At 58.8% G+C, this 12,520-nt stretch carries 12 protein-coding genes and 1 tRNA gene; 2 read left to right on the forward strand and 11 right to left on the reverse strand.

All coding sequences use genetic code 11. From position 1 onward, the window contains the following. Positions 1 to 100: 100 nt before the first annotated feature. Positions 101 to 790 (forward strand): invasion associated locus B family protein, encoded by a 690-nt coding sequence (locus tag BLQ98_RS05315; RefSeq protein WP_167354510.1) that lies wholly within the window; start codon positions 101 to 103, stop codon positions 788 to 790. Positions 791 to 886: 96 nt separating this feature from the next. On the opposite strand, the gene BLQ98_RS05320 is transcribed toward BLQ98_RS05315, so the two are convergent. The 4 genes from BLQ98_RS05320 to BLQ98_RS05335 are packed head-to-tail and all read right to left on the reverse strand — an operon-like array spanning position 887 to position 5,144. Continuing rightward, positions 887 to 2,095 carry a beta-ketoacyl-[acyl-carrier-protein] synthase family protein gene (locus BLQ98_RS05320; protein ID WP_093732305.1) on the reverse strand — a complete coding sequence of 403 codons (1,209 nt, stop codon included), beginning with the start codon at positions 2,093 to 2,095 and terminating at the stop codon, positions 887 to 889. Positions 2,096 to 2,098: 3 nt separating this feature from the next. After that, positions 2,099 to 2,356, reverse strand: coding sequence for an acyl carrier protein (locus BLQ98_RS05325; RefSeq protein WP_093732306.1), 258 nt, complete (start codon positions 2,354 to 2,356; stop codon positions 2,099 to 2,101). 34 nt (positions 2,357 to 2,390) lie between these two features. Then, positions 2,391 to 3,488: a UDP-3-O-(3-hydroxymyristoyl)glucosamine N-acyltransferase gene (gene lpxD, locus BLQ98_RS05330; protein WP_093732307.1), complete on the reverse strand. Its 1,098-nt coding sequence runs from the start codon at positions 3,486 to 3,488 to the stop codon at positions 2,391 to 2,393. A 27-nt stretch (positions 3,489 to 3,515) separates the two neighbouring features. Then, positions 3,516 to 5,144, reverse strand: a complete 1,629-nt coding sequence (locus tag BLQ98_RS05335) for a L,D-transpeptidase family protein (protein ID WP_093732308.1) — start codon at positions 5,142 to 5,144, stop codon at positions 3,516 to 3,518. 337 nt (positions 5,145 to 5,481) lie between these two features. Between BLQ98_RS05335 and mepK the strand changes: the two genes are divergently transcribed. Then, positions 5,482 to 6,027, forward strand: coding sequence for a peptidoglycan L,D-endopeptidase MepK (mepK, locus tag BLQ98_RS05340; protein ID WP_425263960.1), 546 nt, complete (start codon positions 5,482 to 5,484; stop codon positions 6,025 to 6,027). 86 nt (positions 6,028 to 6,113) lie between these two features. Here mepK and BLQ98_RS05345 read toward each other — a convergent pair whose 3' ends face one another. The 7 genes from BLQ98_RS05345 to BLQ98_RS05375 form a co-directional block, all read right to left on the reverse strand. Beyond that, positions 6,114 to 6,569: a YqaA family protein gene (locus BLQ98_RS05345; protein ID WP_244148373.1), complete on the reverse strand. Its 456-nt coding sequence runs from the start codon at positions 6,567 to 6,569 to the stop codon at positions 6,114 to 6,116. A 65-nt stretch (positions 6,570 to 6,634) separates the two neighbouring features. Then, a tRNA-Ser gene (locus tag BLQ98_RS05350) sits at positions 6,635 to 6,724 on the reverse strand. An 82-nt stretch (positions 6,725 to 6,806) separates the two neighbouring features. Beyond that, positions 6,807 to 7,526 carry an alanyl-tRNA editing protein gene (locus BLQ98_RS05355; RefSeq protein WP_093732310.1) on the reverse strand — a complete coding sequence of 240 codons (720 nt, stop codon included), beginning with the start codon at positions 7,524 to 7,526 and terminating at the stop codon, positions 6,807 to 6,809. Continuing rightward, positions 7,523 to 9,877, reverse strand: a complete 2,355-nt coding sequence (locus BLQ98_RS05360; RefSeq protein WP_093732311.1) for a DUF3772 domain-containing protein — start codon at positions 9,875 to 9,877, stop codon at positions 7,523 to 7,525. Before BLQ98_RS05360 ends, BLQ98_RS05355 begins: the two co-directional genes overlap by 4 nt. After that, on the reverse strand, positions 9,874 to 10,908 hold the full coding sequence (locus tag BLQ98_RS05365) for a cysteine synthase A (RefSeq protein WP_093732312.1): 1,035 nt from the start codon (positions 10,906 to 10,908) through the stop codon (positions 9,874 to 9,876). The genes BLQ98_RS05360 and BLQ98_RS05365 overlap by 4 nt, the downstream gene beginning before the upstream one ends. 14 nt (positions 10,909 to 10,922) lie before the next feature. Continuing rightward, complete coding sequence (locus BLQ98_RS05370; RefSeq protein ID WP_093732313.1) at positions 10,923 to 12,056, reverse strand: NUDIX domain-containing protein; 1,134 nt, start codon at positions 12,054 to 12,056, stop codon at positions 10,923 to 10,925. A gap of 3 nt (positions 12,057 to 12,059) precedes the next feature. After that, entirely contained in the window at positions 12,060 to 12,500 is a 441-nt protein-coding gene (locus tag BLQ98_RS05375) for a TrgA family protein (RefSeq protein WP_093732314.1), read from the reverse strand. Between the last annotated feature and the right edge of the window lie 20 nt (positions 12,501 to 12,520).

Raw genomic sequence — 12,520 nt, forward strand, 5'->3', positions numbered from 1 at the left:
CGAAATTTTGCCTTAAATCACGATCGTTTCACCGCTATCATCCTGACATTAGCGTTGGCGCATGGTAGATGGCGTCGAATTTAACTGATTTGGAACGAGCATGAAAAAGTATATCACACTTCTCCCTCTTTGCGCGGCGATGGCTCTGACTATGCCCGTTTCCGGTTACGCACAAACTGCAGCCACGGAAACACCCGCAGCAACAGACGCCCCGGAAACAACGGCACCGACTGCTGAAGCGGCCCCTGCGACCGAAGAGAACACCACTACCGGCAGCAGCACGGATGTGCAATCGCAGCTCAGCCTTGGTGAAGACTCTGACGGTGAGCCGACCCTTGGAAAGCCCTACACCAAAGAAGTGATCGGTGCGTGGGAAATGCGCTGCATCAAGACCGAAGAAGAGATCGACCCCTGCCAGATGTACCAGCTGATGGATGATGGCCAGGGCGCACCTGTTGCCGAATTCTCGCTGTTCCGTCTGCCAAGCGGCGGCAAGGCAACGGCAGGTGCAACGGTTGTTGTACCGTTGGAAACGGCCCTGCCCTCGCAAATGACACTGACCGTCGATGGGGGCAAAGCCCGCCGTTATCCTTTCGCGTTCTGTAACCCCGTTGGCTGCTATGTGCGCATGGGGCTGACCGATGCCGACGTTGCTGCATTCAAGCGCGGCAAGGAAGCGGTGATCACGATTGTGCCCGCGCTGGCCCCCGACCAGAAGGTTGAACTGGCATTGTCGCTTGACGGGTTCACAGCCAGCTTCGACAAATCCTCGATTGTTGAAAACAAGTAAGTCTTTGGGTGGTCATCTGGCCCCCCTGAGTTACAACAGCCGCCTCTGACCGAGGCGGCTTTTTTTATACGTCGACGTTTGGGTATTCTCGCGTGTTCAGATTGCGCGCAGGGCCAACACCGCGTTCATGCCGCCAAAGGCAAAAGCATTGGACAGCGCGACAGTGACACGCGAATCCCGTGCGATATTCGGCACAACGTCCAGCGCACAGTCGGGGTCGGGTTCTTCGTAGCCGATGGTCGGGGCGATCACCCCATCACGTAGCGCCATAATGCAGGCCAAAAGCTCTACCGCGCCGGTGCCACCGATCAAATGGCCGTGCATCGACTTGGTTGAGCTGATCATCAGCCTGTCCGCGTGGGTCCCAAAGACATCCGCTACCGCTGCGCATTCAGTCTTGTCATTGGCCATCGTACCGGTGCCGTGCGCGTTGATATAGCCTACCTCGTCTGGGTTGATCCGCGCGTCCTGCAGAGCGCCCTTGATGGCGCGTGCGGCCCCTGCCTTGGAGGGCATCACAATATCTGACGCGTCCGATGTCATTGCAAACCCTGACACCTCACACAGGATTTCTGCCCCTCGGGCACACGCGTGGTCGTAGTCCTCGAATACAAAGATACCGGCCCCTTCGCCCTGCACCATCCCGTTCCGATTGGCCGAAAACGGGCGGCAGGCGTCGCGTGACATCACGCGCAGGCCTTCCCACGCTTTGACGCCGCCGAAACACAGCATGGATTCCGACCCGCCCGTGACCATGACCGGTGCCATACCGCTGCGGATCATTGAAAAGGCCTGCGCCATTGCGTGATTTGATGATGCGCAGGCGGTAGAGACGGTGAACGACGGCCCCTTGAGGCGATGCTCCATGCTGACGTGGCTGGCTGCGGCGTTGTTCATCAGACGTGGCACGACAAAGGGATGCACGCGGTTCTTTCCCTCGGCATAAACCGCGCGGTAGTTATCGTCCCACGTGCTCACCCCGCCGCCTGCCGTACCAAGCACCACGCCGGATTTTGCGGCAAGCTCGCCTTCGAAAACAAGCCCCGACTGGATAATCGCCTCGGAGGCCGCGGCCAGCGTGAATTGGGTGAACCGGTCATAGAGCGCAATTTTTTGGCGGTTGTGCTGGCTTTCACCGTCAAATCCGTGCACCTGCCCGCCGATCTGGATCGACAGCCGTTCCACGTCGCGAAACGCAAGCGGCCCAATACCACAAACCCCGTTGCGCATGGCCGCAAGCGTATCGGGCACGTTCAACCCCAGCGGATTGACCGTGCCCGCGCCCGTGATGACGACCCGTTTCACGCGTCAGGCCTGCTCGGCGCGCAGCCGTTCAACCCCTGCGACGATGCTCGCAACGCTAGAGATATCAAACCCCGTGGCGTCGGGCTGGTTCGCGTTGAACGGGACCGATACATCAAAGGTTTCTTCGATCGCAAAGATGCTTTCGACGATGCCCATGCTGTCGATGCCCAGACTGTCCAGTGTGCTGCTCATGCTCACGTCCGAGGGCGTCAGAAACGCTTGATCGGCGATGATGCTGATGACCTGATCTTTGATGTTCATCCTAAGTCTCCATCAGAGCGGGCCGCGGACGACCCTAGCTTGTTTCACTGTCTTTGGAGCTGCCCATCTGGGATTTTAACGCGGCCACATCGCGAAGCAAGCGCGGCAAGCGACGCAGCGCCTTGTAGCCTTCGATCTGCTTGCCCATTTCCGTCGCGGGATAGCCCAGCAAGGACCGGCCTGCTGGCGCGTTCGACAGGATCTTGGTGCCGCCACCCGCGATCACACCGTCGCCGATGGTGATGTTGTCGCTGACACCCACCTGACCGCCAAGCACGACATTATCGCCAATCGTCACCGAGCCCGCGATGCCAACCTGACCACAAAGCAGACAGTTCTTGCCCACCACAACGTTGTGGCCCAGATGCACGAGGTTATCGAGCTTGGTGCCGTCGCCAATCGTGGTGTTGCGAATGGTGCCGCTATCCACCGTGCAGTTCATCCCACATTCCACGTCATTCCCGATGGTCACACTTCCAAGCGTGTGAATACGGTTCCATTGTTGCGCTTTTGTGTCGCCGCGATCGCCAAGTGTCTTGCGGGTCTGCTCAACTGTGCTGGGTTCGGCTGTCACAAAGGAAAATCCGTCGCCGCCAATGCGCGCGCCTGGTTGTGCGATGAAATCGTCGCCGATGCGGACCCGAGCACCGATGCTGACATGATCCCGCAGATAGGCGCTCTTGCCCAGAACCGCGTCTGTTCCGATATAGCATTGCGGCCCGATGACAGAGCCAGCGCCAATCTGCGCACCTGCCGCCACAATGGCCAGCGGCCCTACAGATACATCGTCTGCCAGCTGTGCTGTCGGGTCAATGACGGCAGAGGGGTGGATACCCGTCCCAAAGCCCTGCCCCGGGTCCATCATGCGGGTCAGTCCCGACATGGCAAAACGCGGACGATCCGGCAGGATCGCCGCCTTCAATCCCATCTCTTGCCAGTCGGCATCGGGCCAGAGCATAGCAGCACGCGCCGCGCCGTCTGACAGGGATTGCGCGTATTTGGGGCTCATGGCGAGCGCCAGATCGTCGGGACCCGCGTCGGCTGGCTCTGCCAATTTGGCAATCGAGATGGACGTATCGCCGACCGCTGGCAAGCCAAGCGCGTCGGCGATCTGTTGGATGGTATAAGTCATATGCGGTCTCCCCTTATCAGGGACGAGTTAACCCTGAACCGCGCCCAATGCCACCCCCGCCTTGCTCAGCGCATCCCAAATGCGACCGTCGCGGCCATAGATGTCGGCACGATACTGCGTGTGACCCCGTGGCGTGGTAAAGGCGGTCCGATAGATGAGGTGGACGGGCAGTTCTTTGTCCAGATGCACAAAGGTTTCACGTCCTGTGGCCAACTGGCGTTTGAAATACCCGACCGGATCAGCAGTTTGCGCCGCCAGAAGTGTATAGGCAAAATCGAACGGATCCGCGAGCCGCACGCAGCCGTGGCTAAAGGCGCGCACATCGCGGCTGAAGAGGCTCTTGGACGGCGTGTCGTGCAGGTAAATGTTGTATTTGTTGGGGAAGATGAACTTTACCAGACCAAGTGCATTGGACCGACCGGGCTTTTGACGCATGCCATAGGGGAACGTGCGTTCGGTATAGCGGCTAAAGTTCACCGAGCCTCGGCTGACGATCCGGCCCCGGCCATCGATCAGATCAATATGGCCCGCAGCATTCGGATTCCGCTTCATCGAAGGCAGGTATTCCTTGGTCACAATTGACCGTGGCACCGTCCATGTGGGGTTGATGACGATATATTCCATCACATCCGAAAATTCCGGAGTCAGACGGTCGGACTCATTTGCACCGACGACGGTACGGGTTTCGAAGGTTACCAATCCGTTATCGACCACAGAGGCGGTAAACGCAGGAATGTTAACCAGAATGTGACGTGCACCGCGTTCCTTGTTCAGCCAGCGCTCGCGCTCCATCGCGACGATGACCGACTGCAGACGGGTTTCGACGGTTTTGTTGATCTCGGCCATGGTGCTAGGACCGGCCACGCCGTCTTCGTTCAAACCGTGGTCTTTCTGAAAGCTCAGAACGGCGTCTTGCAGGGTTGCGTCATACGTCATCACGTTCGACCGCTTGAGGTACCCCATCGACATCAAGCGGTTACGCAGCGCGACCACCTGCGCCCCTTGCGCGCCCGGTTTCAATGACGACGCGGGCACCGCAGGGCCCCAACCGCCCTGGCTCAGCAGCTGTTCCATCCGTAGCTTTTCACGCATCAGAGCGTTATATTCCATCGTGTTCGGACGCAGATTGCGCAGAAACGGCGTGGGATCTGCGGCAATGAAATCGGTCAGAGTGGTTTGACGGTCGCGGTACGGCACCTCGCGCACGATGGACGGGTCGATACGCGACGGCACCAGCACACCGGTTTGAAGGTCGCGGGCGTATTGTAAGAACACGCGCGTCATCTCTACCTCGGCGAGACCGCGATCACGCGGAGTTTGCGCAGCCTTTAGCGTTTCCATCAACCCTTGGGGGTCGTAGCGCGCGACAGGCAACCCATGCAGATCTGCGGCGCGGATGGCAGACATCAACGCAGCGCGACGTGCACGCTGTGTGTCGTTTGCTTCGGTCCAGATCGGCGCGTAACCGTGGGTCCGGTAATACGCAGCGATGTCTTCGTCCCGCGATGCGGCTTCCGCGACGGCTTGTTTGAACGCGGTCACCTGCGCAAAAGCGGGCTGCGGTGCGGTAAGGAGCGTCAAAGCTGTCGCTGCCGCCCCGAGAAAACCAGTAAGGCGGCGAAATTTCCGCGATTGAATAGCTAAAATACGAGTCATTGATTCCCCCGAAATCGGTGAGCTTTGGTTTCCCTAGATACGCATGGAACCCCGGCATATTGTCCAATAACAAAGCCCGTGAACTGGAATCTAAGGGTAAATTGATGCTTATCCGCATCGCCCCTGTTGCAAAAATGAACACCTCCCTAAGCGTTGCGCAAAAATTCGCCTAAATTTGTTGTGAGATGGAACCTTTTCGATTCAGCACTTGGTTCAAGAATCGCGCTATGCCATAAATTGTTGCATCTGGGGATCGATGGAAATTTCCGTGTAACATCATGGAACCAAAGGCAGAAAACGGGACACATAATTAATGACTGGTAAGAGCACTTCGGGCATGACCCGGCGCTCCGTATTGGGCGCATTCGCAGCGACAGCCGTAGCAGCAGCACCGAGCTTTGCAAACGCAGCAGGATTTTTACGTGGGGCCGGCGATATTCGTCGCATCAAGATGTATTCCGGTCGTACCGGCGAACGCATCGACATGATCTATTGGATCGAAGGCAACTACATCAAAGATGCCGTATCCGAATTGAACTATTTTATGCGCGACTGGCGTACCGATGGTGTCAAATCGATGGACTTGCGTACCGTCGATATCATGGCCGCCTCGCACAACCTTCTCGACGTATCCGAACCTTACATGCTTTTGTCCGGCTATCGCAGCCCGCAGACAAACGCGATGCTGCGCTCCAGATCGGGCGGTGTAGCCAAGAACTCCTTGCACATGCGGGGTCAGGCCGCTGATTTGCGTCTCGCATCCCGTTCGGTGAACCAAATGGCCCGCGCGGCAATCGCCTGCAACGGCGGCGGTGTCGGTCGCTACTCGGGCTCGAACTTCGTCCATATGGATTGCGGTCAGGTGCGTAACTGGGGCGGTTAATCGCGCCTCTGAGTTTACCACGGAAACAAAGCGCCCTCGGGCGCTTTTTTCGTTTTTAAACACCGCCAAAGAACACCGTCAGATTTTCAGCCGATCCACGCCAGCGTGACCCAGGCCAACACCCCATAGCGCAGTGCCTTGCCGATCCCGACGATCGCCACAAAGGACCAAAGCGGTTCTTTCAACACGCCTGCCGTGACGGTCAGCGCATCCCCGACAACAGGGAACCAGCTGACCAGCAGCGACCAGCGCCCATAGCGCGCGTACCATGTCTCGGCGCGTGCCATCTGCGACGGCGATGCGGGGAACCAGCGTTTGCCCTGAAACCGCAACACCGCATGACCCAGCCCCCAATTTACCACCGACCCCAGCACATTGCCGACCGTTGCCACAGCCAGCAACACAAGAACCCCGTGCTGACCATGTAGCATCAGACCGACAAGCAGCGCTTCGGATTGCATCGGAAGAATCGTAGCAGCCAGAAAGGCGACGGTGAATAGGCTGAGGTATCCGGTCATCCGGACCATCTCCCCGAACGGCATGCCACGCCGCTATCGGGCGGCTGCAACCGCAAGTCATCGCGGTGAATTTTATCGTAAGAGGGATATGGCGGACAGACAGGGATTCGAACCCTGGAGACGGTCTCCCGCCTACACACTTTCCAGGCGTGCGCCTTCGACCACTCGGCCACCTGTCCATTGAGGGGGTGTTTAGCGTGACCTGCTGTCAGGGTGCAAGGGGTAAAACGCGCGAATTTCAACAAGATTTCAATGCGCCGCTCAGCTGTCGAGATGGACGTATATCCGACGGGTGTCGCGCCCCTTTTTCTCAATCTTACCAAGGCGTATCGCGCCGATCTCTCCGGTTCTGGCGACATGGGTACCGCCACAGGGCTGAAGGTCGATCCAGGCGTTATCCTCGCCGATCTGCACCAACCGCACCTCGGCTGCTGTCGCCGGTGGGGCGACAGACAATGTCTTGACCAGATCAGGAGCGGCTTGCAGTTCTTCTTGGGTAATCCAATGATCGGTAATCGGTAAATCTTGCCCAATATAAGACAGCAGCGCGTCTTCTATCGCGTCGCGATCCTCTGGCGCATCGGCTAGATCAAAGTCGATCCGTCCGTGTGTCGCCGAAATCTGCCCGCCGACCACGGGAAACGGCACCACCACAGACAGCAAATGCAACAGGCTGTGCACGCGCATATGCCGGTGACGGCGGTCCCAATCCAGCGCTAGCGTCACATGGGTACCCGCCTGTGGAATAACCGCCGGTTCGGCGGGGACCAGAATAACACTGCCGTCCTGCCCCTTTACCGTGGTGGCAATAGGCATACGTTGCCTGTCCCAGCTCAGCCAACCACTGTCGCCGGGTTGCCCGCCGCCAGTGGGGTAAAACAGCGCACGGTCCAGTACGATCCCACCTTCAGGCGTGATAGAGACGACTTTTGCCGCGCTGTCGCGGGCGTAGGTGTCGGTAAGGTAGATCGGTTGGCTCAATTGTCCGCTTCTCCGTCTGGTTTCGGCGCTTTTGGCGCTGGTTCGGGCGCGCGATTGCGGAACCAGACATCGCGCTGTGGAAAGGGGACTTCGATTTTTTCTTCGGCAAAGCGGTCGACAATGGCGTGGTTAATATCGCTCTGGACCGACATCATCCAGTTCACGTCCCGCAAAAATGCCCGGATCTCAAATTCAAGCGCATCTGCGCCAAAGCTCACCAACAGCACATTCGGCGCGGGGTTTGCCAGCACTAAGGGTTGTGCTTCAGCGATCTCTCGCAGAACAGTTTCGACCCGACGGGTATCGGTGCCATAAGCCACACCCACCTTTACGATAAGCCGCCCCACAGTATTGCCACGGGTAAAGTTCGTCACTGTGCCGCTGACCAAATCGGCGTTGGGGACAATAACATCGGTGCGGTCAAAGGTTTCGATCCGCGTCGACCGAACGGAAATGTCGCGCACATAGCCCGACTTTCCGCCGACCTCGATCCAGTCGCCTTCCGAGATCGGCCGCTCGATCAGCAAGATGATCCCGGATACAAAGTTGCTGACGATATTTTGCAGGCCAAAACCGATACCGACCGACAAGGCACCAGCCACAATCGCGAGCGAGCTCAGGTCGATCCCCGCACCGGTGATCGCCGCCAGTGCGGCCAGAAAAATACCGACATACCCAAGCCCCGACAGCAAGGCGTTCTGCCCACCGATATCAATCTTGGTTTTGGGCAGCACATTGCTGCGCAAGGTGCCTTGCAACAAACGCGTCAGCAGATAACCGATGGCGAAAATGATGGTAAACGCCAGCAGGTTCGACGGTGCAATACGGCTTTCTCCGACGGTAAATCCGCGCCCGAATGCGGCCCAAAGCTCTGTCAGATCGGCGACCCGCGCGCCCCAGACCAGCGCCAGCGCAGGCGCGGCCAGCATCAGCAGGATCAACCCGAAGAGCAACGGCATCAAGGCTTCGCGGGCAGCCGGTCCCTGCCCTGTTATCGCGCCGTACACATCTGCCGAAAACCGTTGCAACGCCATGACCAGCCCCAACACCGCCAGCGTCGTGACATAGGGGCGCAAAATCGCGTCGGACAGGTCTTGGTAGCCAAAGGCGAACAGAACCGGCGCGGCAATCGACACAGCAATCGCCCCCAGCCCTGCGCTGCGCACGATCCGCGCATGCGTAGAGGCTTTGGTCACGCCATCTGCGTCTGGAGTGTCCTCGTCGGGGTCGCGATAGCCGCGCAAAATCCGGCCAATTTGAAACAGCGCGAGGCTGGTCAGCACGGCTAGCGGAAACTGCACGACCGCACGGGTCGCCGTACTGGGGTCACCGAATTCCAACACTGTCAGGGCGACGATCGATAAGATGATGACGAGCGTGATGGCATTCACATAAAGCCGCGCCATTTTTCGTTGGGCTGCAGGTAACGGCAGCAACGCCTCCTCCTGCTCGCGGGCGAACACGCGTTCAGAAACCCAGCGAAACCCGAATATCATGAGCCCGATGATCGGCAGCAGTTCGACGAGCAAAGAAGATCGCGCGCCTAGAAAACCGCTTTGACGGGCGGCAATTGACAGCAAAAACAAGCCCGCCAATGGAAAAAGGATGCGCAACAGCGAGACGATGAACCGCCAGATGCCCAGACCACGCGCCTGACGATCGCGCAACGCATTCACAATCCCCATTGCCCACAGTCGGCCCCGAAAGAGCAGCAGCAGGCCCGCCAAGCCAGCCAATAGTACGGTCGGAAGATTACGTTCCAACGTATCCAGTGCGCTGTCGGTGTCTTGTTCTGCACTTTCTTCCCAGAAAGCGGCGAAGGCGTTTTGCACGTCAACCAGTGCGGGGGCCCAATAGGCCGGGTTTAGGGGTGACGGCGTCGCACGCAGCAGCCGTTCGGTTTGTCGATCACGGATGCGTTTGTCGATCTCGCGGACCAGACCGTCAGCCCGCAGGAACTCTCGTTCTGCGATCTGGACGGGGGCGAGCAGCGTGTTCAGTTGTTGATTGATATCGGCGCGGGTTTTAGCGACTTCGGGCGCTTCGGGTTCGGCGTTCTCGCCCTCAGGCACAGGACCCAAAGCGGCAAGCTGGTCGCGCAGTGCGGCGATGCGATCGGCGTTCAAGGTGCGCGCCGCCTCGAATTCAGACCGGTAACCGACCACACGCGCGCGCATGCTTTCAAGTTCGGTGGTCGGGGTATCGACCTCTTCCACCGATTGTTCAGCCTTAACGGCGACGCTGTCCCACCGCTCTGCCGTTTCTTCGACATCGGTCTGCGCGATGGCCGCGGTCGTCAGGCAAAGCGCCAGAAGACCGCCGGCCAGAAGCCCCCTGAGCGTGGCGTTCATTGGTCTTCGAAAACGCCAGGAATGGATTGTGGCGCACGGTCCAGCCAACCTGGTACCGGCAGGTTTTTTTCGCGCAGGAAATCGGGGTTGAACAGTTTCGACTGATAACGCGTGCCAAAGTCGCACAGGATCGTCACAATGGTATGACCAGGCCCCATATCCTTGGCCAAACGCACGGCGCCCGCCACGTTCACGCCCGACGACGCGCCAAGGCACAGCCCTTCGTGTTGTAGTAGGTCAAAGACATAGGGCAGCGCCTCGGCGTCCGACACGTTATAGCTGAAATCAGGCGTGAACCCTTCGAGGTTCTTGGTAATGCGGACCTGACCGATGCCCTCGGCGATCGATCCGCCTTCGGCAACCAGTTCACCTTTGGTGTAATAGTTATGTAGCGCCGCCCCATCGGGATCGGCAATCGCGATTTTCACGCCCTTGGGCTGCAACGCCATGCCAATACCGGCCAGCGTCCCGCCTGAACCGACCGCACAGCAGAACCCATCGACCTTGCCGCCGGTCTGTTCCCAGATTTCGGGGCCGGTGGTTTCAATATGCGCCTGACGGTTGGCAACGTTGTCAAACTGGTTGGCCCAGATCACACCCTCGTTTGTGGTACGTGCCAGCTCGTTCGCAAGACGTTCAGAATAGCGCACAAAGTTGTTGGGGTTGCGATACGGCGCGGCTGGCACCTGCACCAGCTCGGCACCGGCCAGACGCAGCATGTCCTTCTTTTCCTGACTTTGCGTTTCAGGAATGACAATCACGGTTTTGAACCCCATCGACGCGCCGACCAGCGCAAGCCCGATGCCGGTGTTGCCCGCCGTGCCTTCAACAATCGTGCCGCCGGGTTTCAGCGTGCCCTTGGCGATGGCATCCTGAATGATGAACAGGGCGGCCCGGTCCTTGACCGATTGGCCGGGGTTCATGAATTCTGCCTTGCCATATATCTCGCAGCCGGTTTCCTCGCTCGCCTTGCGCAGACGGATAAGAGGTGTGTTGCCAATGGCCTGTGCCAGATCAGATGCGACGTGCATGGAATGCTCCTAAATCAAGTTATATCTGGTGTAGCTGCGGGCGCTTCCAACCTCAAGCGTTCCCGATGCCGCGCGAGCCAATACGCGGCAATCACCAGCGGCGCATTGGCAGCTTCAAGCTGGTGCACCATGGTCATCAGCGCATCAAAGCCGATGAGATGGGACCGGATATCTTCGTTTTCCACCTCAAGCCCGTTCACACCGGTGCTACCATCGGGCAAATCTGCAAGCCCCAGATAGATATAGAAAAATTCGGTAGAATCCCCGGGGGAGGCATAGACTTCCGCGATTTTTTCAAGCTTGCGCAGGGTCAGCCCGGCTTCTTCCTGCGCCTCACGATGCGCGGCGTCTTCGGGGCTTTCGCCCGGATCAACGCGGCCCGCGATGGGTTCAAGCTGCCACTGCGCGCGATCCCCCCGCGCCACCGGCCCCATGCGCAGCTGCTCTACCAGCATCACCCGATCTCGCACCGGATCATAGGGCAGCACCAACGCGGCGTCGGTCGCGATGAAGACCGCACGCTCCAGCACATCGGTCATCGTGCCATCAAATCGCTCGTGTGAAAGGTGATATTCATTCAAAGCGAAATAATTGGTATAGGCGCGGTCAATCTGGTCGATCCGCACCTTGCCGTCCAGCGTCCCTGCCCCGTGTTTCGACCCAAGCGCATTCACCTGCGCCGCCGCCCGTGACCGGATCATCGGGAACATCTGCGCCACGCGGTCGGCGGTGTAGACGCCGAAATAATCCATCACCTCGCGCGCGGCAAAGCAACTGAGCGCGCCCCATTCCGCCTGCCATTGCGCCAGCGACCACGGTTCGCGCGTGGACCATTGATCTGGCCGCGCAAAATAACCCAAGGCGCTGGCTCCGCTTTCCAGCCTCACCCCTTTTAGATCGTAGGCAAAGCTGCCCTCGTAGAAATTCAACCGGTCCAGATCGTTTTGACCGAGCCCGCGCAGCAGCAGCCCCTCAGCGCTTTGACCTGACGCAGGTACGATACAAGGAAAAGGCCCTTCCACCACCGACAAGGCCACGTGATCGGGCAGACGGTCTGCTGAAATATCCAACCGGTCCGAGGTGCGGCCCAGTACGATTTCAAGCAGGGGCACATGGCGCAGGGATCCATAAAGGAAAAGATCAGTCATCGCTTAAGGGAACCTTCTATCAATGACGTTGGTCACGATGCCACTAACGGCCCCGCCCAAAAGGACGACCGCGATAATCGGCACCGTCGCGATAATCAGAAAGTATTCTGCCCCGATACCGATCATCCCCACGAGCGCATCACCAACCCCGTCGAAACGATGCATCATCGCTTTCTCAATCATCTCGCGCCCACTTTGCACAAACAGCCCCCAGAAGACCAAGACCACCGCGCCGGTTACGCCGATAGTAATGCCTTCTGATATGCCGCCGCCGACACGCGACCCAACGACCCGCCACCCCACGATAAGACCGAGGGCGATGTTGGTGGGAATAAAATACCCGAACTGCGTCGACGTAGGCATCAATGGCATGATCATGCGGGACAGGGCATAGCCCATCAGCGCCAAACAAACGGCAGCGGTCAGACGGGCGGCGGTCGGCATTGGAACATCCTTAGACTACG

Origin of the sequence: Sulfitobacter litoralis (assembly GCF_900103185.1) — a bacterium.
Taxonomy (GTDB): Bacteria; Pseudomonadota; Alphaproteobacteria; order Rhodobacterales; family Rhodobacteraceae; genus Sulfitobacter; species Sulfitobacter litoralis.

Bases quoted from the DNA above. Each gene is read 5' to 3' on its own strand.
- BLQ98_RS05370 (WP_093732313.1), bottom strand. From the start codon at position 12,056: ATGACTGATCTTTTCCTTTATGGATCCCTGCGCCATGTGCCCCTGCTT.
- BLQ98_RS05365 (WP_093732312.1), bottom strand. From the start codon at position 10,908: ATGCACGTCGCATCTGATCTGGCACAGGCCATTGGCAACACACCTCTT.
- BLQ98_RS05360 (WP_093732311.1), bottom strand. From the start codon at position 9,877: ATGAACGCCACGCTCAGGGGGCTTCTGGCCGGCGGTCTTCTGGCGCTT.
- BLQ98_RS05315 (WP_167354510.1), top strand. From the start codon at position 101: ATGAAAAAGTATATCACACTTCTCCCTCTTTGCGCGGCGATGGCTCTG.
- lpxD (WP_093732307.1), bottom strand. From the start codon at position 3,488: ATGACTTATACCATCCAACAGATCGCCGACGCGCTTGGCTTGCCAGCG.
- BLQ98_RS05325 (WP_093732306.1), bottom strand. From the start codon at position 2,356: ATGAACATCAAAGATCAGGTCATCAGCATCATCGCCGATCAAGCGTTT.
- BLQ98_RS05345 (WP_244148373.1), bottom strand. From the start codon at position 6,569: ATGCCGTTCGGGGAGATGGTCCGGATGACCGGATACCTCAGCCTATTC.
- mepK (WP_425263960.1), top strand. From the start codon at position 5,482: ATGACCCGGCGCTCCGTATTGGGCGCATTCGCAGCGACAGCCGTAGCA.
- BLQ98_RS05335 (WP_093732308.1), bottom strand. From the start codon at position 5,144: ATGACTCGTATTTTAGCTATTCAATCGCGGAAATTTCGCCGCCTTACT.
- BLQ98_RS05375 (WP_093732314.1), bottom strand. From the start codon at position 12,500: ATGCCGACCGCCGCCCGTCTGACCGCTGCCGTTTGTTTGGCGCTGATG.